Source organism: Synechococcus sp. ROS8604 (genome assembly GCF_014279655.1).
Taxonomy (GTDB): Bacteria; Cyanobacteriota; Cyanobacteriia; order PCC-6307; family Cyanobiaceae; genus Synechococcus_C.
This window is the reverse complement of sequence record NZ_CP047946.1, coordinates 587165-611636: the sequence shown is the minus strand read 5'-3', so window position 1 is coordinate 611636 and position 24472 is coordinate 587165. Positions and strand designations below refer to the sequence as shown.

General features: G+C 52.9%; 35 protein-coding genes. 23 read left to right on the top strand and 12 right to left on the bottom strand.

Features of this window, described 5'->3' with window-relative positions; all coding sequences use genetic code 11:
• Positions 1 to 43 precede the first annotated feature (43 nt).
• Genes SynROS8604_RS03210 through SynROS8604_RS03190 form a run of 5 tightly spaced genes read left to right on the top strand, consistent with a single transcriptional unit; the run spans position 44 to position 2580 of the window.
• Positions 44 to 778 (top strand): phycobilisome rod-core linker polypeptide, encoded by a 735-nt coding sequence (locus SynROS8604_RS03210; RefSeq protein WP_006854895.1) that lies wholly within the window; start codon positions 44 to 46, stop codon positions 776 to 778.
• A 13-nt stretch (positions 779 to 791) separates the two neighbouring features.
• The gene (locus SynROS8604_RS03205) at positions 792 to 1091 is read left to right on the top strand and encodes a hypothetical protein (RefSeq protein ID WP_222930126.1); all 300 of its coding nucleotides are present in this window, start codon (positions 792 to 794) and stop codon (positions 1089 to 1091) included.
• Positions 1081 to 1620, top strand: coding sequence for a phycobiliprotein lyase (locus tag SynROS8604_RS03200; RefSeq protein ID WP_186545102.1), 540 nt, complete (start codon positions 1081 to 1083; stop codon positions 1618 to 1620). The genes SynROS8604_RS03205 and SynROS8604_RS03200 overlap by 11 nt, the downstream gene beginning before the upstream one ends.
• A 15-nt stretch (positions 1621 to 1635) precedes the next feature.
• Positions 1636 to 2241 (top strand): chromophore lyase CpcT/CpeT, encoded by a 606-nt coding sequence (locus SynROS8604_RS03195; RefSeq protein WP_186545101.1) that lies wholly within the window; start codon positions 1636 to 1638, stop codon positions 2239 to 2241.
• 30 nt (positions 2242 to 2271) lie between these two features.
• Positions 2272 to 2580 carry a hypothetical protein gene (locus SynROS8604_RS03190; protein ID WP_006854892.1) on the top strand — a complete coding sequence of 103 codons (309 nt, stop codon included), beginning with the start codon at positions 2272 to 2274 and terminating at the stop codon, positions 2578 to 2580.
• Positions 2581 to 2585: 5 nt separating this feature from the next.
• Here the strand turns inward: SynROS8604_RS03190 and SynROS8604_RS03185 are convergent, their stop codons facing one another.
• Together SynROS8604_RS03185 and SynROS8604_RS03180 are read right to left on the bottom strand one after the other, a co-directional pair.
• Complete coding sequence (locus SynROS8604_RS03185; protein WP_186545778.1) at positions 2586 to 3191, bottom strand: Nif11-like leader peptide family natural product precursor; 606 nt, start codon at positions 3189 to 3191, stop codon at positions 2586 to 2588.
• Between the two features lie 2 nt (positions 3192 to 3193).
• A complete protein-coding gene (locus tag SynROS8604_RS03180; protein ID WP_186545100.1) occupies positions 3194 to 3505 on the bottom strand; it encodes a hypothetical protein in 312 nt (103 codons plus the stop codon).
• Positions 3506 to 3622: 117 nt separating this feature from the next.
• Here SynROS8604_RS03180 and SynROS8604_RS03175 point away from each other — a divergent pair, with 117 nt between their 5' ends.
• The 3 genes from SynROS8604_RS03175 (at position 3623) to mpeA (ending at position 6053) form a co-directional block, all read left to right on the top strand.
• Positions 3623 to 4831, top strand: coding sequence for a HEAT repeat domain-containing protein (locus SynROS8604_RS03175; RefSeq protein WP_186545099.1), 1209 nt, complete (start codon positions 3623 to 3625; stop codon positions 4829 to 4831).
• Positions 4832 to 4968: 137 nt separating this feature from the next.
• Positions 4969 to 5514, top strand: coding sequence for a bleomycin hydrolase (locus SynROS8604_RS03170; RefSeq protein ID WP_006854888.1), 546 nt, complete (start codon positions 4969 to 4971; stop codon positions 5512 to 5514).
• A 41-nt stretch (positions 5515 to 5555) separates the two neighbouring features.
• Positions 5556 to 6053, top strand: coding sequence for a class 2 C-phycoerythrin subunit alpha (mpeA, locus tag SynROS8604_RS03165; RefSeq protein WP_006854887.1), 498 nt, complete (start codon positions 5556 to 5558; stop codon positions 6051 to 6053).
• Positions 6054 to 6139: 86 nt separating this feature from the next.
• Here the strand turns inward: mpeA and SynROS8604_RS03160 are convergent, their stop codons facing one another.
• Positions 6140 to 7399 carry a HEAT repeat domain-containing protein gene (locus SynROS8604_RS03160; RefSeq protein ID WP_255445163.1) on the bottom strand — a complete coding sequence of 420 codons (1260 nt, stop codon included), beginning with the start codon at positions 7397 to 7399 and terminating at the stop codon, positions 6140 to 6142.
• A 512-nt stretch (positions 7400 to 7911) separates the two neighbouring features.
• Positions 7912 to 8346 carry a DUF2656 family protein gene (locus SynROS8604_RS03155; RefSeq protein WP_186545098.1) on the bottom strand — a complete coding sequence of 145 codons (435 nt, stop codon included), beginning with the start codon at positions 8344 to 8346 and terminating at the stop codon, positions 7912 to 7914.
• 47 nt (positions 8347 to 8393) lie between these two features.
• On the opposite strand from SynROS8604_RS03155, the gene SynROS8604_RS03150 reads away from it, so the two are divergent.
• Complete coding sequence (locus SynROS8604_RS03150; RefSeq protein WP_186545097.1) at positions 8394 to 9320, top strand: HEAT repeat domain-containing protein; 927 nt, start codon at positions 8394 to 8396, stop codon at positions 9318 to 9320.
• A gap of 37 nt (positions 9321 to 9357) precedes the next feature.
• Here the strand turns inward: SynROS8604_RS03150 and SynROS8604_RS03145 are convergent, their stop codons facing one another.
• The 3 genes from SynROS8604_RS03145 to cpeB all read right to left on the bottom strand — a co-directional run bounded on the left by SynROS8604_RS03145 (position 9358) and on the right by cpeB (position 11231).
• Positions 9358 to 9972: a HEAT repeat domain-containing protein gene (locus SynROS8604_RS03145; RefSeq protein WP_186545096.1), complete on the bottom strand. Its 615-nt coding sequence runs from the start codon at positions 9970 to 9972 to the stop codon at positions 9358 to 9360.
• A gap of 156 nt (positions 9973 to 10128) precedes the next feature.
• Positions 10129 to 10623 carry a class 1 C-phycoerythrin subunit alpha gene (gene cpeA / locus SynROS8604_RS03140; protein WP_006854882.1) on the bottom strand — a complete coding sequence of 165 codons (495 nt, stop codon included), beginning with the start codon at positions 10621 to 10623 and terminating at the stop codon, positions 10129 to 10131.
• Between the two features lie 53 nt (positions 10624 to 10676).
• Positions 10677 to 11231: a class 1 C-phycoerythrin subunit beta gene (cpeB, locus tag SynROS8604_RS03135; RefSeq protein WP_006854881.1), complete on the bottom strand. Its 555-nt coding sequence runs from the start codon at positions 11229 to 11231 to the stop codon at positions 10677 to 10679.
• A 338-nt stretch (positions 11232 to 11569) separates the two neighbouring features.
• On the opposite strand from cpeB, the gene SynROS8604_RS03130 reads away from it, so the two are divergent.
• From SynROS8604_RS03130 to SynROS8604_RS03085, 10 genes are all read left to right on the top strand, one after another.
• The gene (locus tag SynROS8604_RS03130) at positions 11570 to 11788 is read left to right on the top strand and encodes a hypothetical protein (protein WP_006854880.1); all 219 of its coding nucleotides are present in this window, start codon (positions 11570 to 11572) and stop codon (positions 11786 to 11788) included.
• A gap of 119 nt (positions 11789 to 11907) precedes the next feature.
• Positions 11908 to 12468 (top strand): phycobiliprotein lyase, encoded by a 561-nt coding sequence (locus SynROS8604_RS03125; RefSeq protein ID WP_038014914.1) that lies wholly within the window; start codon positions 11908 to 11910, stop codon positions 12466 to 12468.
• A 1-nt stretch (position 12469) separates the two neighbouring features.
• Complete coding sequence (locus SynROS8604_RS03120) at positions 12470 to 13171, top strand: 15,16-dihydrobiliverdin:ferredoxin oxidoreductase (RefSeq protein ID WP_186545095.1); 702 nt, start codon at positions 12470 to 12472, stop codon at positions 13169 to 13171.
• Positions 13168 to 13944 carry a phycoerythrobilin:ferredoxin oxidoreductase gene (locus tag SynROS8604_RS03115; protein WP_186545094.1) on the top strand — a complete coding sequence of 259 codons (777 nt, stop codon included), beginning with the start codon at positions 13168 to 13170 and terminating at the stop codon, positions 13942 to 13944. The genes SynROS8604_RS03120 and SynROS8604_RS03115 overlap by 4 nt, the downstream gene beginning before the upstream one ends.
• A gap of 184 nt (positions 13945 to 14128) precedes the next feature.
• The gene (locus SynROS8604_RS03110; protein ID WP_186545093.1) at positions 14129 to 14647 is read left to right on the top strand and encodes a phycocyanin subunit beta; all 519 of its coding nucleotides are present in this window, start codon (positions 14129 to 14131) and stop codon (positions 14645 to 14647) included.
• A gap of 40 nt (positions 14648 to 14687) precedes the next feature.
• Positions 14688 to 15176, top strand: a complete 489-nt coding sequence (gene cpcA / locus SynROS8604_RS03105; RefSeq protein WP_115070736.1) for a phycocyanin subunit alpha — start codon at positions 14688 to 14690, stop codon at positions 15174 to 15176.
• Between the two features lie 86 nt (positions 15177 to 15262).
• On the top strand, positions 15263 to 15853 hold the full coding sequence (locus SynROS8604_RS03100; RefSeq protein WP_186545092.1) for a chromophore lyase CpcT/CpeT: 591 nt from the start codon (positions 15263 to 15265) through the stop codon (positions 15851 to 15853).
• A complete protein-coding gene (locus SynROS8604_RS03095; RefSeq protein ID WP_186545091.1) occupies positions 15844 to 16653 on the top strand; it encodes a HEAT repeat domain-containing protein in 810 nt (269 codons plus the stop codon). The genes SynROS8604_RS03100 and SynROS8604_RS03095 overlap by 10 nt, the downstream gene beginning before the upstream one ends.
• The gene (locus SynROS8604_RS03090) at positions 16650 to 17285 is read left to right on the top strand and encodes a HEAT repeat domain-containing protein (RefSeq protein ID WP_186545090.1); all 636 of its coding nucleotides are present in this window, start codon (positions 16650 to 16652) and stop codon (positions 17283 to 17285) included. The genes SynROS8604_RS03095 and SynROS8604_RS03090 overlap by 4 nt, the downstream gene beginning before the upstream one ends.
• Entirely contained in the window at positions 17282 to 17770 is a 489-nt protein-coding gene (locus SynROS8604_RS03085; RefSeq protein WP_186545089.1) for a low molecular weight protein-tyrosine-phosphatase, read from the top strand. The genes SynROS8604_RS03090 and SynROS8604_RS03085 overlap by 4 nt, the downstream gene beginning before the upstream one ends.
• On the opposite strand, the gene SynROS8604_RS03080 is transcribed toward SynROS8604_RS03085, so the two are convergent.
• Both SynROS8604_RS03080 and SynROS8604_RS03075 read right to left on the bottom strand, forming a co-directional pair.
• Positions 17767 to 19257, bottom strand: coding sequence for a bifunctional pantoate--beta-alanine ligase/(d)CMP kinase (locus SynROS8604_RS03080; RefSeq protein WP_370586541.1), 1491 nt, complete (start codon positions 19255 to 19257; stop codon positions 17767 to 17769). The genes SynROS8604_RS03085 and SynROS8604_RS03080 overlap by 4 nt on opposite strands.
• A 62-nt stretch (positions 19258 to 19319) precedes the next feature.
• The gene (locus SynROS8604_RS03075; RefSeq protein WP_186545088.1) at positions 19320 to 19829 is read right to left on the bottom strand and encodes a septal ring lytic transglycosylase RlpA family protein; all 510 of its coding nucleotides are present in this window, start codon (positions 19827 to 19829) and stop codon (positions 19320 to 19322) included.
• 337 nt (positions 19830 to 20166) lie between these two features.
• Between SynROS8604_RS03075 and purM the strand changes: the two genes are divergently transcribed.
• Entirely contained in the window at positions 20167 to 21207 is a 1041-nt protein-coding gene (gene purM, locus SynROS8604_RS03070; RefSeq protein ID WP_186545087.1) for a phosphoribosylformylglycinamidine cyclo-ligase, read from the top strand.
• A 138-nt stretch (positions 21208 to 21345) separates the two neighbouring features.
• A complete protein-coding gene (locus SynROS8604_RS03065; protein WP_186545086.1) occupies positions 21346 to 21972 on the top strand; it encodes a histidine phosphotransferase in 627 nt (208 codons plus the stop codon).
• Here the strand turns inward: SynROS8604_RS03065 and SynROS8604_RS03060 are convergent.
• Entirely contained in the window at positions 21960 to 22919 is a 960-nt protein-coding gene (locus SynROS8604_RS03060; RefSeq protein WP_186545085.1) for an aldo/keto reductase, read from the bottom strand. The genes SynROS8604_RS03065 and SynROS8604_RS03060 overlap by 13 nt on opposite strands.
• 49 nt (positions 22920 to 22968) lie before the next feature.
• Between SynROS8604_RS03060 and SynROS8604_RS03055 the strand changes: the two genes are divergently transcribed.
• Together SynROS8604_RS03055 and SynROS8604_RS03050 are read left to right on the top strand one after the other, a co-directional pair.
• Complete coding sequence (locus SynROS8604_RS03055; RefSeq protein ID WP_186546116.1) at positions 22969 to 23148, top strand: hypothetical protein; 180 nt, start codon at positions 22969 to 22971, stop codon at positions 23146 to 23148.
• A 19-nt stretch (positions 23149 to 23167) separates the two neighbouring features.
• Positions 23168 to 23680, top strand: coding sequence for a hypothetical protein (locus SynROS8604_RS03050; protein WP_255445162.1), 513 nt, complete (start codon positions 23168 to 23170; stop codon positions 23678 to 23680).
• A 70-nt stretch (positions 23681 to 23750) separates the two neighbouring features.
• Here the strand turns inward: SynROS8604_RS03050 and SynROS8604_RS15655 are convergent, their stop codons facing one another.
• Both SynROS8604_RS15655 and SynROS8604_RS15650 read right to left on the bottom strand, forming a co-directional pair.
• On the bottom strand, positions 23751 to 24020 hold the full coding sequence (locus SynROS8604_RS15655; RefSeq protein ID WP_255445275.1) for a potassium channel family protein: 270 nt from the start codon (positions 24018 to 24020) through the stop codon (positions 23751 to 23753).
• Positions 24021 to 24040: 20 nt separating this feature from the next.
• Positions 24041 to 24388 carry an ion transporter gene (locus tag SynROS8604_RS15650; RefSeq protein ID WP_255445274.1) on the bottom strand — a complete coding sequence of 116 codons (348 nt, stop codon included), beginning with the start codon at positions 24386 to 24388 and terminating at the stop codon, positions 24041 to 24043.
• Positions 24389 to 24472 lie beyond the last annotated feature (84 nt).

Genomic DNA, 24472 nt, shown 5'->3' with positions numbered 1-24472 from the left:
ACCCCCGTCTGTGATGAAGCCTTCTTTTTCCCTCCCCCCAACAATGACTGCCCCTCTGACCCTCACCTGCGCCGCAAACCAAGACACCGAACAAGCCTCCGTTGTTCTCAAAGCCGCTTATCGCCAGGTGTTCGGCAACCGTTATCTGATGGAGCTGGATGTTTGTCCTTCCATCGATGCGTTGTTCATGAACGGTGATCTCACCGTTCAGGGGCTGATCACTTCCTTGGCTCAATCCGAGACCTATCGGCGTTACACGCTCGAGCCCAACAATCCCTATCGTTTCGTCGAACTGAACTTCAAGCACCTGATGGGACGTCCTCCACGCAATCAGGCTGAGATCAGCGAGCACGTCAACAGACTTGCCACAGAGGGATTTGAAGCTGAGATCGCTAGCTACACCTACAGCGACGAGTATCTCAAGAATTTTGGGATCGACACGGTTCCCTATGCCAGAACAGCCAAATCAGTGGTTGGCGAAACCACCGTTGCTTACCAACGCAACATCGCCATTGACCCTGGCTATGCAGGCTTTGATGGAAGCAAAACATCAATTTTGCTGAGCAGCATTGCTTCGAACACCAATCCAACAGCCGCTGGTGCTCGGAAGGCCGTTGGCGGTGGTGGTCGCTACACGATCATTTGGACGTCACGTGTGCAGCTCGGAACGGCGCGTCGTTCAGCCCAAAGATCAGTTGTCAGCTACAACTCCCTGTCCACAACGATCAGAAGCATCCAAGCCCAGCGCGGTCGCATCATCTCTATTGCGAATGCTTAACCCTTAGAGAGATTTGCTCATTGAGCAGATCGAATCGGTCATGATTGGGCCTTGGTCGTTCACAGGGCCCAATCTGGCGTTTTCCCAGCCAAAGCCGTTAGCACCTTCAATCACTCCAAACGACATGCCAATCTTTAGAAACACTTCCAACAGGAAAACATCAGGGCAAAACGAGAGTTTTCATGATTCTGTTTCTGGCGTTCCTATGGCCATGTCAATGATGATTGACTCCATGGTGAATATGGTGCATATCAATCAACCTCATCCGTCTGCCACCTCGGCAACGATTGATGCACACCTGAATGAATATTGAGACTTTCGTCCATCAAAGCGAAGGCAAATGGCGCTCGATGCGCTCTGGGCACTCTCTAGCCTTCCAACAATTTGAAGACGTGCTAAGTGAAGTAGAGATCAAAAGAGTTGATCCTTTTTCTAGCAGTATTCAAGAACTAATCAAATCATCAAACTTAGATTCCAAGGCAACCGCAACCTGCCCATTTCAAATGGAATGGAAAGCAGAAAGTGATTGGGAACCTGACGATCCAAGCGATGTCACATCTGGGTCTTGCCTCCTTGTTCCCCTCGCCATCAACGAGACCGAAGGGAAAATCATCAGAAGCGTAGGGTACGCAGAATCTGAATTCGCAGTTTCCGACTATAAATTCCTCGAAGATGGCACCTTTCTGCTCAAGACTCAATATGAGCAATCCATTGCAGAAGAAAGGATTTGGTTTGTATCAGAAAACGTGCGCTGTCGGTCCTCCGTCCTTCGTACATCCGCAGGCTCGGGAATCCTACAAACTTCATTTGCATCAGAAGTAAGGCGCTTAAACATTCAGTAACTACATCAATAATCGATGAGCTCTAAAGAAGCATTATTGAGATTTGCCAAAACACTGGCTGGACATTACAGCAATTTTGAGCAATCTCAGGACAACCCAAAAGACTTCGCTCACATTAATATCTATTTCAGGCCCCTACCATGGGAAACCTTAAAAGGACCTGGCTTCTACTCAGAACAAAGCTACGATCATGATCCATGGAGTCCCTATCGACAAGGGATTCATCGACTCCAGCAAATTCAAGATATCTTTGTTGTTGAAAATTTTGGATTTGCTGATTCACTAAGGCTTGCCGGCTCAGGACAGCGTCCAGACTTACTCCGAAGCCTCAAAGTGGAGTCCCTCACACCGCGCTGTGGATGTGATATGCATTTTCATGAAGTCGAAACTGGATGTTATCGGGGAGAAGTGGAGCCAGGCCACAAGTGTTTGGTCCCGCGCGATGGGCAATTGACCTATCTGATCAGCGAGGTTGATGTAGACAGCACAACTTGGGTTAGCCGTGATCGCGGTTTTGATCCAGAAACCCATGCGCAAAAATGGGGTTCCGAACACGGACCCTTAAAATTCAAACGAGTGACATCCCTTGGCGACTCTCTAAACCTCGACTGGCTTCGATAAGATGGTTAATCAAGCAAGCATGTGGTTTGAATGTCCGCGCTAGATGCGGAAAAACAATTAAAAGCTTGGATCCGGTCGCAACACTTGATTTGTGTTGGAACAGATTTTATTTTCGAGACTGTTGATCAAAGTCAACTCGAAAAGTTTGAGCGTTGTATTGAATTACTTGGTGGCAGAATTCGTTCCGTTTCAGCTGCAGGCAATTGGCCAATGGGACCCAACCGAACATTCAAAATTCTTCGAGCCAATGCTCCAGTCCCCCGGCCAGGGGGAGAAGCCATTGTGACCTATTGGGCAAAGCGCGGAACATCGCAAACTCGTTATGCAGAAATCAGCTAAATAAATTACTCGTCAAACCAACCAAACCAAGTCGGCTTGGAGAAGTCAGATACCTTGTTCCAACGACGTAATAATGTCAACGAATCAACCGGAAAGCCTTGTGCATTCGCAAGTTCAATCACTGCATCCTGATCCCGTGCAAACTTCACTTGATCTTTTAAATCAGGCCTACTTTTAAGCATTTCAATGAAAGATTCCAGGGCTGCATCTCGCTCAGCATCCGTGAGGGGCTTTTCTTGCTGAGCAACAGCATCCGTTCCCTTAAGCCCATTTTGATCATCGGACTCAGAGATGGAGGCAAAATTGATCGTTCCCAACAACCCCTCAGAAAGGGTGCCTTCCATTAACAAAGGACGCCAACTCGACAGTTGCCTAAAAGCCCAACTCCAATGGGCAGGGTCGGCAAGCTGAAGCAATTCCAATTCTGCATCGGCAGATTGAAGCCAATCCATCGCAAGATGCCTTCCCCATTCAACCAATGTGATTGAGAAGCCCCTGATGTTTGCATAAGCGACGAGATCATAATGGGTAGCAAGAGGCTTAATTCCAGTCGCAATGCCGTGATCATCAACGACAGCTTGGATAAACCGATCAAGTTCAGACGATGACATACTCAACACTCCTCAATCCAAAGGGCAAAATTAACTTTTTCGCAAATCATTTGTAGAACAATAGGGCCACCAGGACACTGAAGCGTTCTCCATGGGATTCCCAGCTGAGTTGTACCAGAGTCAACAAGAATCTTTGGGGTCCGCGTTGCCTGCTCAAGTGGGATTAACGATCCGGAAAGCGGGCTATCAAAATCCACGAGAAGTTTTTTGAGATCCTCGATACTGGAAATAGTATTCAGAGCATCATCCAAATCAAATGCTTTGACAAAGCGGTTGATCTCGCTCAATGCAGAAGATGCGGACGTCACATTCATTCACCAATGAGGCTGACCACTACTATAGAGAAAAGGATCAACCCGAGCCAAAGGCTCTGGCCTCGTCGGGCATTTAGACAAGTGCCGGCATCAAAATCCCATTCTTCCCTGTAGGCAATGAGTGAGCGCTTTGACACATTATTTTCGGGAATGAGTGAGGAGAATGCTCTCAATCTCATTATTAGTGATCCAAGCCAACTCGATAATCCCGGTGTTAAGTACTTAGCTGCCTCACGCCTAGGAGCCTGCACATCGCAACAGTCTCTTGACCGATTGATTGAGGTTGCATCAAAGGAAAGCGATGACCTCTATGAACGAATCACCCGACGAAAAGCTCTTGAAGCTCTGGGCAGACGAAAACAAAAGACGGCTCTCCCTGTCTTGATTGAGGCTCTGACTGATCAAGATGAACCAACGGTCGTTAACGCTGTTGATTCCATTGCACGCATTGGCGCATCACTCACCGAAACCCAGCAGCAGCAATTACTGACTGCACTGAACGGTCCTGACAACCAAAAGCGGGCCGTTATCCAGGCCTTTACGCGTCTGAACCTTCCAGATAGCAACGATGTGATTGCGGAACTGCGCGGAGATTTAAATCCTTTAGTCGCAGGAGCGGCCCATGCCCATGCCCTACGGCTAACCAATCGAGACGAAAGCTTGGGGCCATTGCTGAGTCAATTACAAGACACCAATCCAGGACGACGCAGAGCAGCAGTCATTGATTTAGGCGATGCTCAACACTTGGCAGCCTTAGAAGCGCTCACCCGCTGTCCCGTGTCAATGCCGCTACGGGCCAAAAGCGCCTTCCTCATTACCAAGGCCCAAAGCGAAGGCAACAGAGAAGACATCAACAAAACCCATTCAGACGCCTTGCTTGAAACGCTCCTGAGGGATGATCCGCGCACGCTTGCTCTCGCCAACCCCTCTCCGATTCCCTCAGAAGCAGAAGCGATACGGGCTGGACTTCAACACCGCGACGAGGCGCGTCAATACGAAGCCGCCAAAGCCTTATGCGAGATGCCAGCGACGGAACGCCTGGCTCTCATCGACGACCTTGAGGAGAACCAGGGAAGCGACTATGGGGTGCACTATCTCCTGGCCAGCTGCGTTGGTCTGCTCGAGCTGCACGAACGAAGCGACCTGGTGAGAGGAGCCCTTCAAGAAACCGGCCCTCAATACTCCAAATCAAGAATCGCGGCTGCTTGGAGCTGTCTTCGCCTTCGCCTTGATGACCAAAAGCCACTGATCGCAGAACTCGCAACGGACCACCCCTGGGAGCCCTTGAAGTGGTCGTGTACTCAGGTTTTAGAGAAAATGAACTGAGGCTTCATATTCTCTTTACATTTTAAGTGCAAACTTGTATTGAGAAGCCAGGAAAGAATGATTCTCAGCTGGCAGATGAAGTTACGGTCCCTTGGTGATGCATCGCATCTAAGTCCCCCTCTTGTAAGCATTTTATTATGCTCGACGCATTCTCCAGGCAAGCTGTTTCCGCCGATTCCAGCGGCAGCTTCATTGGTGGCGATCAGCTTTCCGCGCTTCGCTCATTCATCTCTGAAGGCAACAAGCGTCTCGACGCTGTAAACGCCATCACCAGTAACGCTTCCTGCGTTGTCTCCGACTCAGTCGCAGGCATCTGCTGCGAAAACACAGGTCTGACAGCTCCAAACGGTGGTGTGTACACCAACCGCAAAATGGCTGCATGCCTGCGTGATGCTGAAATCATCATGCGCTACGTCTCCTACGCACTGCTGGCCGGCGATGCCTCCGTGCTTCAGGACCGTTGCCTGAATGGTCTGCGCGAGACCTATGCCGCATTGGGCGTTCCTTCAGGATCCGCTTCACGTGCTGTGGCCATCATGAAGGCTTCTGCCTGTGCCCACATCACCAACACCAACAACAGCACTGGCGAAAAGCGCAAGATGCCTGTGACTCAGGGTGATTGCAACGCTCTGTCTGCTGAAGCTGGCTCCTACTTCGACATGGTGATCAGCGCCATCAGCTGAAGCTCATCTGAGATTTTCAACCAAACACATCTCTAAAATCAATGAAGTCTGTCCTGACCACCGCCATCGGATCCGCTGACAGCGGATCCCGCTTCCCTACCAGCTCTGACTTGGAAGCTGTACAGGGTTCCCTGCAACGCGCTGCTGCCCGTCTCGAGGCTGCTGAGAAAATCGCTCAGAACTACGATGCGATTGCTCAGCGTGCTGTTGACGCTGTGTACACCCAGTACCCCAACGGCGCCACCGGCCGCCAGCCTCGCCAGTGCGCGACTGAAGGCAAAGAGAAGTGCAAGCGCGATTTCGTGCACTACCTCCGTCTCATCAACTACTCCTTGGTTGTCGGCGGCACAGGCCCTCTCGACGAACTGGCTATCAATGGTCAGCGTGAGGTTTACAAGGCCCTCAGCATCGACCCCGGCACCTACGTTGCTGGTTTCACCCACATGCGTAACGACGGTTGTGCCCCTCGTGACCTGAGCCCCCAGGCTCTCACCGAGTACAACGGTGCACTTGACTATGTGATCAATTCACTCGCCTGATTCTCAGCCGAGTTTTTCATCCATAACGACTTAGGGCGAATCATTTCGCCCCTTTTTTATGTTTAAAAGGAAAGCAATCACCACTGCTAAATAGAATCACTCGTCATCGCCTTGGCCCGAGCGGCAACAAAAGGATGGGGATCAACGGCTGAGCATTCAAGGCAACGGTCCCGGTCCAAATCGAACTTCGAATCAGACAAAAGCATCAAAACAGCATATCTCACCTCCCAAAAAGGCATCGAATCAGAAGACAAGAGTTGAATGAGCCTTTCTTGTTCAAAACCAACTCCCAATCGATACATTGACAAGACTGCAGCAGACTTCGATTTCATGAATTGTGGACGTTGAGATAAAATTGCTTCATTTAAGATCTGTTCAATAACAGGCAATGCCTCCTTGGGCCAGTCACAACGACTTCCAAACAGCTTTACAAAAAAATAGTGTGCACCATAATCATTATGAGCTTCCTCAGTCCAACGCTGATGAAGCAGCAGCCATATTTCAACAGCTGATCGATCACAGAGAGTTTGAAGGGCCAAATAACAACGACTAAAATCCGTTCCAAAAAATTCTTGAATCAGAAATTCATTTGCAGGAGCTTGATCATATTCATGGACCAATTCCAAATGACTAGGATGATCATTAAGCAGAGCATCCACGACTGAAACCAGCGATAACTCACCAAAGATCAAATCCCCTTCTGGCCAAAGCGCACGAAGCGCCCGCATTCTGAACACGGGAGACACTGGGGCCTGCAAAATAGCAGGGAGTAAATCCCTAGCACCACAATCAATCGCATCCTGAATTCCAGACTGCCGATCCATCTGATTTGGCAGCAAAAAATGCTGTTGGAGCTCATCGAGACGATCACAGGAGGCGCCCAACTTGATGCAAGCACTGATGGCGGCACCACGAACTCCGGGACTTTCACTGTCCTGCAATGGCTCGATCACCCCAGCAGCAGAGGCCACTTGAAGACTCGCCAAACTCTGGATTAGGACACGTTGATTTTGATCAGAACGGGACAGCAACGAAATCATGGTTTCGTGTAATGCATCAACTTGGCAATCAAGTTGAGCGAGAGCCCATGCTGAATTCTCAACAAGATAGGGATCATCACTCTTCAAACAACGACCGATTACAGGGATGGCGCCATGACAATTCAAGCGACCTAAAACTTCCACAGCCTTACGACGCGCCAGACGCCTCGGCTGAGACTGGTCCTGATCGTCAACAAGAGCCAACAATGCCTGCTCCGTGGATTGACCAGGAAAATTGAGCAGATGCGCAGCCGCCATGTAAGGATCGCTCTGCGACTCCAACTGATCGATTGGCATCAACAGCATTCGGATGGCGTCAGGCTGAGTCAGTCCAGGATGGATATTGTCGAAAGCACCACTCATCGCTGTCGCCACCTTTGGGTCTTAATCCACTAAGTCTGAAGGATGCTGAGACAAGCGACGGCCAAAATCAATCTCTAACGAAAATTAAGCAACTCTCGCCAAAGGAAAAAACTGCGAGAGGCTAGTGAAAGGTTCGATTCGCACACATGGGCCCTACACAGTCTTCTTCCGTCTTAGTGAAAACCACGATTGAGCAGGGCTCTCGTCTTTCCTCTCAACAGGTGATCAGAGTCCCGCTCAAGCATCTTGCAAGGACAATCCAGGCAATGCATAGCAAAGGCTTGTTAATCGAATCAATCGACATGGGCTTCGGCGCATCCGCAGGATCAGGACTCGGAGGAGAGACGTCCCAAAAGAAAGCAGCTTCTCCCAAAGCGAACAAGACTGAGACATCAAGCAAAAGCTCGTCCAAGCGATCTAGTCGTAAGCGCCGAAATTAAAGAACAAGCGACTGATCAACCCTGCTGATCAATCACCTGAATCACCCCATCTGCTGGGCGCCCCGAGATCAACCCGCTCCAATTGATTGCGATTAAAAACGCATCAGAGTCGTTGGTCTCAACAACATCAACCCCCCAGCCTCCTTCCTGAAGGGGGGCACCGGGATTGCCGGGGCTGTCTTTGCGGCCGCCCAAAGCCATCACAGCATGGTTCGTGCCATGACCCATGCTTTTTCGAACAGCACGCCAAGACGAGCTGAGACGTTTTGCAAACGTCTCAGGATCGAGAGAAGATTCGATTTTCAACTTCCAATGAGGATGTGTCAGCGCCTCTACTGAGGTGAAGGAAGCGTCTTCATTCTTCAAAGCAATCGCAAGCTCCTCGAAGCCAAGGGCAGGAACACAAGAATCTTGGACTTGAAGATTATGAGAGAGAACGTAGCTAGTCACACAAATCTCGTTGCTTTCATGACCATAGCGATCGAACGAGGTCGATAATGGACTATCGCGTTCATCCTCCAGTGTCACACCCTTCAGCTCAGCCCAATAGCTCTGATCAAATCCAACTGAGTGGAGAAGAAGCAGCGCAGCTTGCCGAAGGACTTAAGCAACAGTTGCGCCAAGGAGAAATACCGGCAGGCGACAGTGATGCCATTGAAAAAATGGTGGCTGGATTAGGGGATAAACGTGGCTTATTACGACTTACTTTTGCGGAAAGTTTGGGTGCGGTCGGCAGCGCTGCCGTGCCCTCACTTTGCATTGCGATGCGACGGCACGAGAACGTCACCGTTCGTCGAGCTGCTGCCAAAACGCTGACGTTAATTAATGACGTGAAAGCACTACCCGATCTCCTTGAAGCTCTCTTGGAGGATCCCGATCCTGTCGTCCAAGGGTCTGCAGTAGGTGCCATGGCATGCATTGGTGCAGCATCCGTTGATGGCCTTCTTGATGTGCTCATCAACCCTAAAAGCAGTCAAATGCAAATTGGGCTAGCGAGTTGGGGGTTGTCTTTTGTGGGAGCAAAAGCACCAGAAGCCCTGCGCAAAGCAGCCTGTTCAGAACATGCACAAGTAAGAACAGCCGCCATTGCAGCCCTGGGTGATCAGATCCAACAACTTGACGATCTTGATGCCCGTGAACTTCTGCAAAATGCACTGAAGGATCCAGAAGAAGAGGTTCGAGCCGAGGCAACCACATTGCTAGGGAAGCTTCATGACACCAACTGGGGAGCCCCACTCCTACTGCCAATGTTGCGCGATCAAGATGCTCAGGTACGAAAGAATGCAGCACTTTCACTCATGAAACTTAGGGATCCGCAGGTGATCTCGAGACTCCGCACAGAACTTGAGCATGAACAAGACAGCAGCGTGATAACCATTTTCAACCTTGCAATCAATCAACTATCTCGCGACGAAAATGATTAATCAATTTCAAAGCCTCAGCGATCATCTTCCCCTGGCATTACCTTTGGCCAATCAACCGACTTAAAGAAGCATCGACAGTCTCACGCGAGAGTGGATCTGTTTCAGGGTCAGCCAAAATGTCTCTTAAGCACTGTTCCGCCGCAGGATCTGGAATTTCTGCTAATGCCATCGCTGCAGACTGAATATGAGCAATATTGCCACCCTTGCAAATGCGAATCAAAAGAGGGAGTGCTTGCGTGCCCACTTGGCCCAATGCCATCACGGCAGACTGAGAAACAACTGGCGAGACATCATCGAGAGCAACTTCCAAGAGAGACATCGCCTCGGAGCTGAAGTCTTGCTCTGGATAGTTTGAGGCGATCTGCGCATAGGCTTTCACACAACTTGCCCGCACCGTTCCATCGGTGCTCTGAGCAAATAAGTCAGCTAGAGGGTGCAGAGTCGACACTCCAAAAGCACCTAAACCTCGCACCGCGGCGCGGCGCAAAGAAACATCTGGTTGATCGAGTAAAGACAACAAGCGTGGAACAGATTCTTCCGGCCAATCATCAACCATTGCTGTATAAGCCTCTTGCTGAATCCTCGGATTGGGATGGGCTAGATCAGCGAAGAGATCATCCAATTCACGACGCTGGTCATTCGAAGAAGCCATGAAATCAAAGCAATGAAAGACGCTTGAAACCCATCAAATCGTCCATATAAATCTACTAGAAAACCAATCCACTGCCTCGCTAGCTTAGGAAATGGCATAAAAAAAGGAGGCCAATTGGCCTCCTTTCGTTCCGTTTAAGGACCTAAACCAACGTCTTCAGGAAAGAGCGTTGATGGTGTAATCGAGGTAGGACTTGAACTCGTTCAGAGCCTGGGGGCTCATGTCACGAGGTGCACAAGCGCGGTCACGGGTGTAGGTGAGAGCTTCCACGTAAGCGGAAGTAGGCAGACCTAAGCCGCGGTAAACCTCACGAGCACCAGCGATTCCCCACTCATCGAGAGGGCCTGTACCGCCAACAATCAGGCAGTAGTTGATCAGGCGCATGTAGTGGCCCAGATCGCGGTAGCACTTGTCCACCTTGGTCTGGTTCTCACCAGCCTCACCGGGCTGCTTGAGGTAGGGATACTTGTTGAAGCAAGCATCACCAGCTTCTTTGGTGACTGCATCGAGACCAGAGGCCAGCTTTTCAGCAGCTTCAAGACGGGCAGCAGCACGCTGGATGTTGCCTTGAACGGCTTCGAGGTCGTTCTGAGAAGGGAAGCGACCTGCTGCATCTGCAGCAGTCACAACGGTCGTGACGACGGATTTCATCGTTGAGATCCTTTAGATGGAGGTTTGCGTTAAAAAAAGAAAAACCGGATGACTCAGCTGATGGCGCTGATCACGCGATCGAAGTAAGAGGCAGCCTCAGCAACCAAAGCAGAGCAATCGCCCTGGATGGTTTCCATCTTGCGGAACTTGGTGCCACCCAGTGCGGGGGTGTTGGTCTCGCCGATGTGCGCAGTCGCTGAAGCCTTCATGATGGCAACAGCGCGGCCTGCGGACTGTGCAGGTACACCAAGAGCGATGTAGGTCTCTTTCAGACCATTAAGGCAACGATCGTCGAGGACAGAAGCGTCACCGGCGAGAAGTGCGTAGGAGATGTAACGGAGAACGATCTCACCATCACGCAGGCAAGCAGCCATGCGACGGGTGGGGTAGCAGTTACCACCGGCCTGGATCAGACCTGTGTTCTCACAAATCATGCCTGTCACTGCATCGGAAACGATGCAGGAAGCATTGGATGTAATTGCGTTGACAGCGTCAAGTCGCTTGTTGCCGTCGGCAACGTACGAACGGAGAGCAGCGATGTCGCCAGCACCAACAGGAGCGGTTTTGGCGTCAGCGCTCAAAACTGAGCGGGAGAATGCGTCGAGCATTGGGAGCCGGACTAAGGGAGCTTGAGGCCTAAGACTTGATAAGGAGTCAAGAAAACCTGACGTATCCGTTTCGTGGTCGAAAGCCCAATCAACTTAAGGGGCGCAAACTGGGGGGCCGTGCGTTTTGCGCAGATCACGCAAAGGTTCGTCACCGTTTTGAGCCGATCACTGAGAGAACCTGTCCTGGAAAGGGTTCGATGACCGAGAAAAGCCCAAAACCCTTCTCAACCAGCACAGGGAGGGGCAGTATTTAACATTTGCTTCAGATTTAAATCGCTAGCGCTAGCGATTTTCCAAGCAAACCCCTCTATTAGCCTTTCCAAAACCCTTGAAAGGCGATGGCTGAATCATCTTTGAGCGAACTTCAAGAGTCGATTGAGGAGCTCACGGCCTACATGGAACGGCTACGCAAAGATGTGATTGGCATGGGTCAAAAGCTCAAACTCCCTCAGAAACGCATCGATGCCTCCATTGCGGAGCATCCAGAGCTTCAACGTCTGACCCAAATCCTTCATCAACTCGAAGAACAAGTTCGAACGGTGAAAGCCTCCAATTAATGGAGACAGTCCCTACTTTTCAGTCGAATGGCCCTATGACAGTGAGCGACTCATCTTTAGAGGTCATGAGTGCTGAGGGATCGTCTCCCTCGACCGACGGGTTTGAAACACCCATGACGATGACGGCATTCCTTGAAGCCAGTGCCGGCATCTGGATGATTCGTCGGGTGGTCCATCACCAAGACCATCAAGATGATGAAGATGGAGATTCCAACCTGATCGTTGAGCCCTTCGGGCCTAATGACAACAGTGTGGCCGCTATTTGCGCCGCTCTGGGTGTGGACCCCTCCCGAGGCTGCGGAGGTGCACGTTTCTGGTGGGAAAGCAATCTCAAACTGAGCGATCGGAGTGAGGATCGTGCAGCGGCTCTTGTGAATGTCGTGAACCCTGAAGATTCAGCAAAAGGGTTCCTCGTTCGAGACAAGGGATACGTCGAAAAACAAGCTGTTCTGAGCTCTTACTGCTTTGCTGAAGATGGAGTGCTAACGATCACCACCCGATACGACACCAGCGTTGGCATTGAACGTTGCTGGTTTGTGACCGACCAGCTGCGCATGCGCGTGAGTTCCGTACAAAACCTCGACGGCGTCACCATGACGACTTACTGCACAGAGCGTCGTTGCCCTAGCGACGCTGACATTCTGGCCCTTGCCAGGCACACCGCAGAACGAGAGATCTGAAATGTTCGACCCCTTTCTCGAAACTCTGCATCAAGACATCAAAGCGAGGGGAGGCCAGACCCAAACCATCTCTCCTGAATTCGAATTACAGCGATCTGAGCGCAACTCCAGCACGATTCGCAGCTGGTTATGGGACGTTCCGGGCTTCCGGCGTTGGCGTGTCACCCGTCTCGATGCCGGAGAGAGTCTGCAGGTCCTCAACTCCGTGGCTTATCCATCCCATGACCTCGATCATCCAATTCTGGGAATCGATCTTCTTTGGTTTGGCGCGCGTCAAAAGTTGGTAGCGGTTCTTGATTTCCAACCCTTGATTCAGGACGAGGGGTACCTGAAACGCCACTTCTCAGGCCTGAAAGCGCTCAATGAACGCTTCCCTGAACTGAATGGGGAAGAAACGATGCGTTCCTTTGACCCCCATCAATATTTCTCTCCGTGGCTGTTGTTTTGCAGAGGGGGAGCTGAGCAAGCCCACGAATCACTCCCACAGGCCTTTGATGAGTTCATGAAATGTTTCTGGGAGCTGCATGACACGGCCAAATCCGTTCCCTCGCAGCTACCGCCAGACGAAGTCGACAAACTTCAAATTGCCTATGACGTCTACAGCGCCGAACGGGATCCTGCTCACGGTTTGTTTACCAGTCATTTCGGGAAAGCCTGGTCTGACAAATTCCTGCACACCTTTCTCTTCCCTGCTGCGTTATGAGCAACTCACGCCAATCCAGCCTCGACCCCATTCAATTAGAAGGATGGCGCTGGGCACCGTTTCTCGATCAGGCCATCGATCAACTGCTGCCGATGCAGCCGACGGCATACCCGATTGAGCAGACCTATCTGCATAAGCACAACACCGGTGGCTCCAAGACAAGGCCGTTCAGTGCCACCACCGAAACCTGGGGATGCAGCACAGAAAAGCTTCGACAGGTCAGAGCCGCATGCGTGGAAGCCGGTTCAGCCGCTTCCGTTCTCAACCTGGTGATGAATCCCAAAACCAGCTATGACCTGCCTTTTTTCGGCGCCGATCTCGTCACGCTTCCAAACGGACACCTCATCGCTCTTGATCTTCAACCAGCCCTTAAATCGGACGCGACCCATACCGAGCACGTCTGGTCAAGGCTGACGCCGCTGTTTGAGCGCTGGAGACGAGAGCTTCCCGATGGAGGCCCCATCCCTGAAGAAGCTCAGCCCTTTTTCTCGCCCTGCTTCCTTTGGACGCGTTTACCACTAGGAGATGAAGGGGATGCGCTGATTGAGAAGGCTGTGATGCCGGCTTATCTCGACTATCTCCATCTCTATTTGGATCTGGTCAAAGAAGCGACATCCGTAAGCTCAGGCCGAGAACAAAATCTCTTAAGCGGACAGCGGAAGTACACCGCCTACAGGTCTGAGAAAGATCCCGCCCGCGGAATGCTTGGACGCTTCCACGGGCCCGAGTGGACCGAAAACTTCATTCATGGCGTTCTATTCGACCTGGAGTAGGGGGAGAAAACGCCCTGAGCAGATGGCCTCTGCCACCTGGGGAGTTAAACATTATGAACAGCTGTCGAGGGCGACAAGCCTCTTTAGTCAGAATCGGTTCCGACGGGATGGGCACAGCTTCCGTGCCGTCCTCATCCAGGTCTGAAGACTTTTTCCCCTCCAGACAGTTCCAAGGAGTTCTCCCATGTTCGACGCCTTCACTAAGGTTGTCGCCCAGGCCGATGCCCGGGGCCAGTTCATCAGTTCCAGCGAAATCGATGCCCTGTCGGCAATGGTTTCCGACAGCGACAAGCGACTCGACTCTGTGAGTCGTCTCTCCAGCAACGCTTCCACAATCGTTGCCAACGCTGCTCGCCAGCTGTTTGCTCAGCAGCCTGCATTGATCGCTCCTGGTGGCAATGCTTACACCAGTCGTCGCATGGCTGCTTGCCTTCGCGACATGGAGATCATCCTGCGCTATGTCACCTACTCAGCATTCACAGGTGACGCTTCTGTCCTCGATGATCGTTGCCTGAACGGTCTGCGCGAGACCTATTTGGCTTTGGGCACACCAGGCGCCTCCGTTGCAGCTGGCGTCAGCTTGATGAAAGAAGCTGCCCTGGCAATCGTCAACGACAAAGCCGGCATCTCCTCAGGTGATTGCTCTTCCCTCTCCAGTGAAATCGGCACCTATTTCGACCGCGCTGCTGCTGCAGTGGCCTGATCAGGCATAGCCGACTCGACGATTCAATCCCTTTTCAACAATGAAAACTCCCCTCACCGAAGCTGTAGCAGCAGCCGATTCACAAGGCCGCTTCCTCAGCAACACTGAAGTTCAGGCTGCTTCTGGTCGTTTCAATCGCGCCAAAGCCAGCCTCGAGGCTGCCAAAGGTCTCACCGCCAAGGCTGACTCCTTGGTGAACGGTGCCGCTCAAGCCGTTTACACCAAGTTCCCTTACACCACTCAGATGCAGGGTTCGAACTACTCCACCACCAGTGAAGGCAAAGCCAAGTGTGCCCGTGATATCGGTTACTACTTGCGCATGATCACCTACTGCCTGGTGGCTGGTGGCACAGGCCCCATGGACGATTACCTGATCGCTGGTCTCGATGAGATCAACCGCACCTTTGAGCTTTCTCCATCCTGGTATGTGGAAGCCCTTAAGTACATCAAGGCCAACCACGGTCTGTCTGGCAATGCCGGCACTGAAGCCAACAGCTACATCGACTACGCCATTAACGCTCTGATCTGATCTAAATCAATCCAAGAGTTTTTGGTCAAAAGGGGCCCCCATCCAGGGGCTCTTTTTTATTGTCAAGCAACTCCTAAAAGCGGAACATGACGCCATCCGTACGCCGTTTTGTTCAGCAGATTTGTGGTGAATACAGCAACCAAGAGCAGGCATTCGAAAATCCGCCTTTTTTTGCTCACATCTTTCTGCGCTACACACCTCTCCTCCACTTACAACCTGGATCGATTTTGCTGGAGCAGACCTATGCCGTAGATCCCAGCCATCCCTACCGCTTAAGGGTCATCAGAGCAGAAGAACGATCCCCAGGAGTGATCAAGCTCTGGAACCACACCTTCCTGGACCCGGATCGCTTTGCAGAAGCGACGTTTGATCCAGATTGTCGAGGACAAATTCAAGACAAGGATCTGATCTCCATGGATCAATGCCATTACCAAGTCACAGAGGTTGATGGCGGCTACCGCGGTGAAATGGAACCGGGATGCCAATGCATCGTGCGACGCGATGGAAAAGACACGGTTTTAGTCAGCACCTTTCATCTCAAAGGTGATGCTTTAGAAACACTCGACCGAGGGCATGACCCGGTCACCCATGAACGCTGCTGGGGATCCATCGCGGGCGAGTTTCGGTTTTTACGCACCAGAACATGGGACGAGGAAATCCCTGCGCAATGGACATAATCAACACTCCAGCTGCAGACGCTGCCGACCACCCTCCCCTCAGTGAAGAGCAAGTCATCAGCAATTTGCAGCAAGAATCAGATCTATCCGACCAGTACTACGCCGCATGGTGGCTCGGAAGGATGCGCAGTCGACATCCCCAGACAGTGCCCCTGCTCCTGAAAACCCTGCAAACTTTTCAGGAGCATCCAGACGATCAAGATCGTCGCGGGGTTGCACTCAATGCCATTCGCTCTCTTGGTTGGCTCCAAGAGACCTCGACGTCCGACATCCTTTCAGGCCTCCTTCAATCCAATGACTACGGCATCCGAGAAGCAGCCGCACGCAGCTTGGGTTCGATGCAAGCCCCCAACGCCGTAAAAGCGCTTTGCTCCCTTCTCGCCAGCGGGCCAACCATCGCTGGCCAAGAACGTCCGAACTCAGCTCTGTTGCAAGAGCCCTGTGAAGCCATTCTTGAAGCGCTTGGATCGATTGGCAGCAACAGAGCCGACGTGCTGAATGTGATTCGTCCCTTTTGCAACCACGCTCGAGCTTTGATTCGTAGTGCAGCGTGTCGAGCGATGCTGCAGCTCACCCAAGACGGGCAATGGGCCCAACAATTGGAACAACTGCTCAACGATCCAACACCGCTCGTTCGCCGTGGAGCGCTGCTCGATCTCGGGGCCACAGGATGGCTCCCCTCCCTTCCAGCCATTCAAGCCACCGCCGCTGAGAACAGCCTCAAATTGGTTGCCTTACGTGGATTGGCCGAACAATCTGGCGATTCCAAGGTTTTGGATGCCATGGATTCACTGCTGTGACGCACTCCGACCTTCTAAGCAGCACGATTCGAGAGCTCGATCGTGCCCGCACAACTCCAGATCTGATCCAAGCCACCCGATCGCTATCGACCCTGAAGGATCTCAAGGCAGCGCCAAAACTGATCGAAGTGCTCAGCTTCAACAACCCAGCGGTGGGAGCGGTGGCGATGGGAGGACTGATTGCCCTTGGCCCTGATGTGGTGCCGATCCTGCTTCGCAATCTCAATGCCCATGATTACGGCGCTAGGGCATGGGCGATTCGCGCCTTGGCCGAACTGAAGGATCCTCGCGGCACCGATGTGCTGATTCAGGCCCTCCAACAGGACATCGCCCCGAGCGTGCGACGCGCCGCGGCCAAAGGTTTGGCCGCCATCAGTGGAGCTTCGATCCATTCGCCAGACAGAACAGAGCGTTGTCTTCAGGCCCTGATTGACGCAGGGGAGGATGGAGAGTGGGTCGTGCGCTACGCCGTGGCCTACGGGTTGGAGTTTTGCCTCCTCCATTGCAGGCTTCTTGGGAGCATTCGTGATCAAGCCAGCAGCACGCTGAACATCCTTGCGGGGGAGTCTGAAGAGGTGGGCGTGGTGCGTCTCAGGGCAAAGTTGGCACTGCAACGCCTGAAGGCCTCATGACAACAAAGTTGCTGTTTGTCTGTCTTGGCAATATCTGCCGTTCACCCGCCGCTGAAGGCGTGTTTCTTCACCTCATCGAGCAGAGAGAGCTCACGGACCAGTTTCTTGTTGATTCCGCTGGCACCGGTGGGTGGCATGTGGGCAATCCAGCCGATCAGCGCATGCAAGCAGCCGCCATGCGGCGAGGGATTCATCTGCCCAGTCGTGCCCGCCAACTCGAACGCGGCGACTTAGAGAGCTTTGATCACGTTCTCACCATGGATCGAGACAACTTGCGCAATGTGACCAGCATGGCCAAAGAATTCGGCCTCAGAAGCACAGCCCAGATTCGCCTCATGCTCAGCCATGCGCGTCGGGCAGACACGCTCGAGGTTCCAGATCCCTATTACGGAGGGGAGAGGGGCTTCGAACATGTGCTCGATCTACTCGACGATGCCTGCGAAGGCCTTCTAGACGACCTCTTGGCTCCAACCACTCAGCGCTAACCGTTAGGCGGGGTTGGCCAGACCTCTTCCGCCACCCGACGACGGAACAGATCTTCCAAGGCATCAATCACTTGGTCGATGCTCATGCCATCGCTGATCAACTCGATGGCATCGTCGGCCTGAAGCAGGGGCGCCACCTCACGGGTGCTGTCAAGGCGATCGCGTTCAACAATCTGTGCTTCTAGGTCAGGCAGAGCTGGCACCTCATGTCCTCTCTCCTCCAAATCGAGGGCACGGCGTCGAGCGCGCTCTTTCGGCGTTGCAGTGAGAAACACCTTGAGCTCTGCATCCGGAAACACTGCAGTGCCAATGTCACGACCTTCAGCGACCAGACCGCCCGCTGCGCCCATGCGCTGCTGCTGGGCAGTCAGCGCAGCACGGACACAAGCATGGGCCGCGACCGCTGATACCGACGCCGTCACCCGCGGATCGCGAATGGCATCGGTGACCTCGTGGCCATTGACACGCACCGCCTGCACACCTCGCTGCAAGGGCGCAAGTTCTACCTCGAGATCCTGCAACACAACGTCCACAGCCGCAGAATCAGTAGGATCAATTCCCTGCTCGAGCACCAACCACGTCACGGCGCGATACATCGCTCCCGTATCGAGGTAGACCAGTCCGAGGCGCTCAGCAAAGGCCCTGGTCACCGTGCTTTTACCAGCACCAGCAGGACCATCAATGGCAACGAGGGGAGAACGCGTCATTAAAAAGACATGATCAATCAGGCGAGTGCTGCCACATCGAACAGCAGCTGCAAGCAAATTAATGGATGCCTCATGGGGCTGGGAAGGCTGTAAGAGCCAGGGGTCAACAACGTCGACGTATTCCACTCCGAGTCCTCCCTCCTCAAGATGACGGCGAACTTGACCAGGGTCCGGCGACATGCCGCCACTCAAGAACGCAGATTTCGCATCGCGTAGAACCTGGGCAAACAACACCCCTTGCTGGCGCTCATGAGCATTGAGGTAACGGTTGCGTGAACTGCTAGCCAGACCATCACCATCCCTCACGGTGGGCACACTGCGCACCCGAACCTCCAAGCCCAAGTCCACCACCATGCGGCGAAGAATAGTGAGTTGCTGCCAATCCTTTTCCCCCAAAAACAACTGATGCGGCCTGACCAATGCCAACAGACGGCACACCACTGTGACGACACCATCGAAGTGACCAGGCCTCGTTGATCCGCACAATCGTGACTGCAACGATTTCGGCGCCTGAACCCTCCACGATTCAGCCATCCCACCGGGGTAAATCTGCTGCTCGTTTGGACACCAGATTGCAGAAGCACCAGACAGCTCCGCCAGTTCGCTGTCCGCTTCAAAGGTTCGTGGGTAGCGAGCGAAATCCTCATTCGCACCAAACTGCAAAGGATTGACGAACACGCTCACCAAGGTCTCTGCCACACCTGACTTTGGGAGGGAGGCCGCGGCAATCAGGCTGGCGTGGCCGTGATGAAGACCCCCCATCGTTGGAACAAAATGCACGGAGGCGTCACAGGATTGACGCCAACGTTGAAGTTCATGCAGGGATTGACAAACCTGAATGCTCAGCGCAGCACCTCGAGGCGCACTTGAGCGATGCCGCTTGACACCAACCCAAGGTGCTGAGCGGCGCCATGGGCGATATCGATGACGCGATGGCCACTGAATGGGCCCCTGTCATTAATTCGTACGATCGTTTCTTTGCCGTTTCTGAGATTCGTCACCTTCACTTTCGTTCCAAAAGGCAACGTGCGATGCGCTGCGGTCATGGTTCCTGGCCTGAACACCTCTCCATTGGCGGTGCGATTGCCAAAAAAGCCAGGTCCGTACCAGCTGGCTTCTCCCGTTGAGGTGGAGACAACCAACGTTTTGGCAGGTTTCGGCGGAGCGACGGCAGGGGGTGGAGCCACCACTGGGGCTGTTGGAGCAGAGGCCTGAACGGTCTCTGAACTCAAGGGTTCGAAAGGGTCGTAGAGATCAAGGGTGGGTACGTCACGCGCCAAGACTGGAAACAGGGCAAAGCCTGTAGCGAAGAGCCCAGTGGCGAGCGTTGCGAAGGGGAAAGATCGGAACATACAAGTCGATGGTTCGGCCTTGGCAGAGCGACCCTTGTCCGCAAGCAAAGCGGAAAAAGTCGTCTGGTGCGAACGATCTCTCGTTTCAAACTTTGATCAAACTAAAAACCTTTTTCAATCGTGTTCAGGAACGCTGAGACATCTCGCTTGAACGAAATCGTTGACGCAACCCTGAGATGTCACACCTGCACAGGGCTACGCAACACAACAGAATCAATAACGCATTAGGGAGCCTGATCCCAGGGAAAAGCCACACTCATCAGTAGTCCGGACGATCTCAGATCAGGCACAGCACAAGCCATGAAAGAGGAGGATCATTGAAGTGAAGCATTTTTGAATGGACTACAAAACCGCTGGGGTCGATGTGGAGGCGGGGCGCGCCTTCGTCAACAGAATCCGCCAGAGCGTGGAAGCCACGCACCGGCCAGAGGTCGTGGGCGGACTCGGTGGTTTTGGCGGCCTGATGCGCCTTCCCGCAGGACTCAAGAAACCCCTGTTGGTGTCAGGGACTGATGGCGTTGGCACCAAGCTTGAACTCGCTCAAGACCATGGCCGGCATCACGACGTGGGGATCGACCTTGTCGCCATGTGTGTCAACGACGTGATCACCAGTGGGGCAGAACCCCTCTTTTTCCTCGACTACATGGCCACTGGAGCTTTGAGCCCTGAAGCGATGGCCACGGTGGTGGAGGGCATTGCCGAGGGATGTCGCATGAGTGGCTGCGCTTTGTTGGGTGGTGAAACCGCTGAAATGCCAGGGTTCTATCCACCAGGGCGTTACGACCTAGCAGGCTTCTGCGTGGCTGTTGTTGAAGAAGAGCAGCTGATCGACGGGCGGCAGATCCGCGCAGGAGACATCATTCTGGGCATTGCCAGCAGCGGCATTCACAGCAATGGCTTCAGCCTGGTCCGCAGGGTGCTCACCCAAGCTGGCGCCAATGCTGAAACCAGATTAGGCCCCGACGATCAATCTCTGATCGAGACCTTGCTCACCCCCACACAGCTCTATGGGCGTCTTGTGAAAACCCTGCTCGAAGCAGGAACACCCCTTCACGGAATGGCTCACATCACAGGAGGCGGGCTTCCAGAAAACCTGCCTCGTTGCCTACCGAACGGTTTACAAGCAAGCGTGGACCCTTCGAGCTGGGTACGCCCGGCTGTCTATGACTGGCTGCAATCCCATGGCGGCATCCCCGAACGAGACCTCTGGCATACCTTCAATCTCGGCATTGGTTACTGCTTAATCGTCCCCGAAGAAGGGGTTGCGGTCGCTAAGAAAGCATGCGAAGCGGAGAAACTTCAGGCCTGGACCATCGGACGGATCGAACGTTCAACAGGCGGGGATGGAAACGGACCCGTCTTGGGACTGCCAACATGAATTCCGCCCCCCATTCGATAGAAGACGTCAGTTCATCAAACTGGCTGCGCTCCCAAACCCATTTAGGATATAAATCGTTAGTGTTGCTATGGCACTTCGGCATTCGCCGCAAGCAGAGCATTAAATCTTTAATTAGGAATGGCTTTCGATAGAATTCAAAGAACGACCCGTAGACGCTCTTCTGCTGGTCCTACGCCTCCACGGAGGCCTCTTGGCGGGAATTATGACCGTGCATCAGGCCATCGACAAGGGGCCAGGCCTACTTTTCTAGCCCTCAAAGATCATGGAAAGGTCTTTGTGGCCGATATGCCCTTCCTGTCGGACGGACAACTCGCCAACATCACCAAAGAAGCAGCTGAAGTTCTCGAGAGCCTCGAGCGCAGGATCGTTGAACTTGAAGAGATTCCGGATCAGCCGATTGCCAACCGTGACACCCTGATTAAGGCCTGCACCAAGCGAGACGTGACCCATCGTTTCCTTCGTGCCATTGAAGATGAGCAACAACAGCGCCGTGAAAACCCAGCGGTCCTGAGCGCTGCAGGAGAGTCCCTACCGAGAACATTTCTTGAAATCGCCCGGCATCGTCTGCCAGGGGCCACATTCGATTCTCTTCTTCAAGAAGCTTTGAATGCCTGTGAACAATCCAAGGCGCAGGAAGAGACGTCCAATCCATCTCCGGTCAAGGTCATTCCATTCCAGGGCAAAGCATCCTCTTTGCCAGTGGTTGTAAGTCCTGATCCTGATCCTGCTGATCAGGCACTCTGAAATGGATTAGCTGGCATGCGTGCCACTGTTGTTTTGCTGGCTTGATCCAAAGCTTGCCTCTCGGTTTCACTCAGCGACCATTGCAAAGCTTGAGTGACATCAATCACTTGGGCTGGGCGGCGCAATCCTGGAATCGGACAAGCACCATGGGCCCGGCACCAATTCAAAGCCACTTGGGCCATCGAAGCGCTTCGGCTTGCAGCGATTTCAACCATGACGGCACGCAAGCCCTCACTGGCTGGCAGCAGACGCCGAAACAACCTTGAACGCAACATCGTTGCGGTGGTGCCTTGCGCTCCTGGAGGAATCGCCAAAATCCCGAGAGATAGAGGGCTATAGGCCAACAACTCAACACCAAGCTCCCGGCACACATCCGCCAACTCGCCATGGAGAACCGGTTCAGGAGCAAGCAGAGACAGCTGAACTTGCACGCTTTTTAGGGAGATCCCTCTGTTCAAGAGATGTTCATGGAGGAAGCGAAGACGCTTGGGCCCCACGTTGGACAAGCCCAGTTCTGGCACCAAGCCTTGCTCGACTAGGTCCCCAAGCCCATCGAGCAAAGGCAACTCTTGCCAAGGGGCATAGCGAGCCGTGGACCAATGCAATTGGATTCGATCCAAACGTCCTCCCAAACGCTCTTTACTGGCATCAAACGCACGCTTAAACCCGCCGCGTCCCAGCCTCCAAGGGAATGGAGCCAACTTGGTTGCCACCTTGAGCTTTTGGGACTGAACAGGATCAATGGCACGCAGAAACTGACCCAGCAACCGTTCGCTACGCCCATTGAGGCGTCCTGTGCCATAGGAATCGGCGGTGTCCACAAGCGACAATCCGCCTTGAACAGCTGCACTCAGAGTGGCCGCAAGATCGGGATCATCACGCTCCGGCTGGTAACCCCACAGCAATTGATTGCCCCAGGCCCAAGTCCCAAATCCGATTCCCGTCACGCCGGCCTTTCACTGTTCACGCCATGATCGTCGTAAAGCAGCGTTCGCCATGGCATCGATCGCGGAATCCATCATGCAAACGAGCAACCCATCCGGCTCCGAATCCGATCGAGCAGGAGATGGAATGACCACAGGCCAAAGCGAAAAGGTCCTTTGTCCCCACTGCCGCCGCACCGCCACCAATGGCATCCGATGCATGGGGATTTGCGTAGCTGATAACGACTACTGAACAAACAATTACTGAACAGATGATGGATCGCTCTCTTGCTTTGCGCCTCAGCACCCTGCTGCTGCTGAGCAGCACGATGAGCTTTCCTTTAAGAGGGGCTGCCGATCCGAATCTAAAAATTGGCCGCTATGAAACGAACACGAAGGAGTGTTCCTTCACCGGCAGCAAGCAAGAAAGCTCTGATTGCATCACCTTGCAGCTCAAAGGACGCAGTGCCTCCGTCGTAGCGGTCCGCTTGATTGGCCACGGCAGCACCAAAAATTCCCGTAGGCAGCTCACGTTCGTCACCCTGACAACACAGGGAGAATCACCTTTGGAATGCAGCGCTGGAACCTGTCGCTTAGACGCCCAGTCGTGGCAAAGCGCAGTCTCAAGCGTGGCAGAAGCATCATTCAACTCCAATGGAATTGCAACGGGCTTACCCAAGGCTTGGGCCGCTAACAACGGAGAATGCAGATTGAAAGACAGAGTATTGCGCTGCAGCGCTCTGCACATCAATGGTGAGATCTACAAAGCAGAGGCTCATTTCTAGATTTCAAAATTTTTTATTTGACTGTATTAAACAAAGCGAACAAATGACAACCAAGAGATCAGGTCTTCTACTAGTTGGGCTGCAATCTCAACCACGCTTGGAATCTAAATCCGTTTTTTCTAAACTCAGAGAATCTGTGAATCCAGAAGAAATAATGCCAATAGGGATTGCGATCACAGCAATCCAAACATGCCGTCATCGCAGCAACAATCTTTCCAGCTGCCGTTTCTGGGGATACATCTCCATAGCCAACCGTCGTTACGGTAATCACTGACCACCATAAGCACCGAGGGATGGAGCCAAATTGCTCGGTTCGCACGCTTCCTTCAACCACATACATCAATGCACTACTGATGCAAATCACGACAGCCGAATAGATGGCAGAAATTTGCAGTTCTGAAAGCACTTAGAACGCCCTATCTTGCCAATTCGCACAAGACGAATCAGTCGAAGCAGATAGAGCTCAGGACTAATAAATCCAAGGATCGTTGGCGCAATCGCAACAAGATCAAGAATCGCCATTGGAGTGATCGCGTAACCCAAGGCGCCTCTCACCCCTTTCCCTGCCCCATCTCGGAGCGGCGCAATCCATAAACGGGAGAGGTATTCCACAAGAAACAAGATTGCGACAACCAGGTCTAATTTCGCCAAAAGACCAAAATGAGGGCCACGAACCACCGGCTCCGTCGCAGGCTCCGTCGCAAGAATTGCCAGCGGAATGGAGAAGAGAATTAAAAGCCCAATAGCCTAAACAACAAACGTGCTTTTTCGACCACTTTGCTCTTCTCCGAG

Excerpts from the sequence above, each read along its gene's own strand:
- SynROS8604_RS03170 (WP_006854888.1), top strand. The coding sequence starts at position 4,969 with ATGCTCGACGCATTCTCCAGGCAAGCTGTTTCCGCCGATTCCAGCGGC.
- SynROS8604_RS03160 (WP_255445163.1), bottom strand. The coding sequence starts at position 7,399 with ATGCTGTTGATGCCAATCGATCAGTTGGAGTCGCAGAGCGATCCTTAC.
- SynROS8604_RS03100 (WP_186545092.1), top strand. The coding sequence starts at position 15,263 with ATGACGCCATCCGTACGCCGTTTTGTTCAGCAGATTTGTGGTGAATAC.
- SynROS8604_RS03130 (WP_006854880.1), top strand. The coding sequence starts at position 11,570 with ATGGCTGAATCATCTTTGAGCGAACTTCAAGAGTCGATTGAGGAGCTC.
- SynROS8604_RS03110 (WP_186545093.1), top strand. The coding sequence starts at position 14,129 with ATGTTCGACGCCTTCACTAAGGTTGTCGCCCAGGCCGATGCCCGGGGC.
- SynROS8604_RS03050 (WP_255445162.1), top strand. The coding sequence starts at position 23,168 with ATGATGGATCGCTCTCTTGCTTTGCGCCTCAGCACCCTGCTGCTGCTG.
- SynROS8604_RS03095 (WP_186545091.1), top strand. The coding sequence starts at position 15,844 with ATGGACATAATCAACACTCCAGCTGCAGACGCTGCCGACCACCCTCCC.
- SynROS8604_RS15655 (WP_255445275.1), bottom strand. The coding sequence starts at position 24,020 with ATGTATGTGGTTGAAGGAAGCGTGCGAACCGAGCAATTTGGCTCCATC.
- SynROS8604_RS03195 (WP_186545101.1), top strand. The coding sequence starts at position 1,636 with ATGAGCTCTAAAGAAGCATTATTGAGATTTGCCAAAACACTGGCTGGA.
- purM (WP_186545087.1), top strand. The coding sequence starts at position 20,167 with ATGGACTACAAAACCGCTGGGGTCGATGTGGAGGCGGGGCGCGCCTTC.
- SynROS8604_RS03190 (WP_006854892.1), top strand. The coding sequence starts at position 2,272 with ATGTCCGCGCTAGATGCGGAAAAACAATTAAAAGCTTGGATCCGGTCG.
- SynROS8604_RS03150 (WP_186545097.1), top strand. The coding sequence starts at position 8,394 with ATGGACTATCGCGTTCATCCTCCAGTGTCACACCCTTCAGCTCAGCCC.
- SynROS8604_RS03185 (WP_186545778.1), bottom strand. The coding sequence starts at position 3,191 with ATGTCATCGTCTGAACTTGATCGGTTTATCCAAGCTGTCGTTGATGAT.
- SynROS8604_RS03145 (WP_186545096.1), bottom strand. The coding sequence starts at position 9,972 with ATGGCTTCTTCGAATGACCAGCGTCGTGAATTGGATGATCTCTTCGCT.
- SynROS8604_RS03200 (WP_186545102.1), top strand. The coding sequence starts at position 1,081 with ATGAATATTGAGACTTTCGTCCATCAAAGCGAAGGCAAATGGCGCTCG.
- SynROS8604_RS03120 (WP_186545095.1), top strand. The coding sequence starts at position 12,470 with ATGTTCGACCCCTTTCTCGAAACTCTGCATCAAGACATCAAAGCGAGG.
- SynROS8604_RS03075 (WP_186545088.1), bottom strand. The coding sequence starts at position 19,829 with ATGTTCCGATCTTTCCCCTTCGCAACGCTCGCCACTGGGCTCTTCGCT.
- mpeA (WP_006854887.1), top strand. The coding sequence starts at position 5,556 with ATGAAGTCTGTCCTGACCACCGCCATCGGATCCGCTGACAGCGGATCC.
- SynROS8604_RS03065 (WP_186545086.1), top strand. The coding sequence starts at position 21,346 with ATGGCTTTCGATAGAATTCAAAGAACGACCCGTAGACGCTCTTCTGCT.
- SynROS8604_RS03085 (WP_186545089.1), top strand. The coding sequence starts at position 17,282 with ATGACAACAAAGTTGCTGTTTGTCTGTCTTGGCAATATCTGCCGTTCA.
- SynROS8604_RS03210 (WP_006854895.1), top strand. The coding sequence starts at position 44 with ATGACTGCCCCTCTGACCCTCACCTGCGCCGCAAACCAAGACACCGAA.
- SynROS8604_RS03175 (WP_186545099.1), top strand. The coding sequence starts at position 3,623 with ATGAGTGAGCGCTTTGACACATTATTTTCGGGAATGAGTGAGGAGAAT.
- cpeA (WP_006854882.1), bottom strand. The coding sequence starts at position 10,623 with ATGAAATCCGTCGTCACGACCGTTGTGACTGCTGCAGATGCAGCAGGT.
- SynROS8604_RS03115 (WP_186545094.1), top strand. The coding sequence starts at position 13,168 with ATGAGCAACTCACGCCAATCCAGCCTCGACCCCATTCAATTAGAAGGA.
- SynROS8604_RS03055 (WP_186546116.1), top strand. The coding sequence starts at position 22,969 with ATGGCATCGATCGCGGAATCCATCATGCAAACGAGCAACCCATCCGGC.
- SynROS8604_RS03125 (WP_038014914.1), top strand. The coding sequence starts at position 11,908 with ATGACGGCATTCCTTGAAGCCAGTGCCGGCATCTGGATGATTCGTCGG.
- cpcA (WP_115070736.1), top strand. The coding sequence starts at position 14,688 with ATGAAAACTCCCCTCACCGAAGCTGTAGCAGCAGCCGATTCACAAGGC.
- cpeB (WP_006854881.1), bottom strand. The coding sequence starts at position 11,231 with ATGCTCGACGCATTCTCCCGCTCAGTTTTGAGCGCTGACGCCAAAACC.
- SynROS8604_RS03180 (WP_186545100.1), bottom strand. The coding sequence starts at position 3,505 with ATGAATGTGACGTCCGCATCTTCTGCATTGAGCGAGATCAACCGCTTT.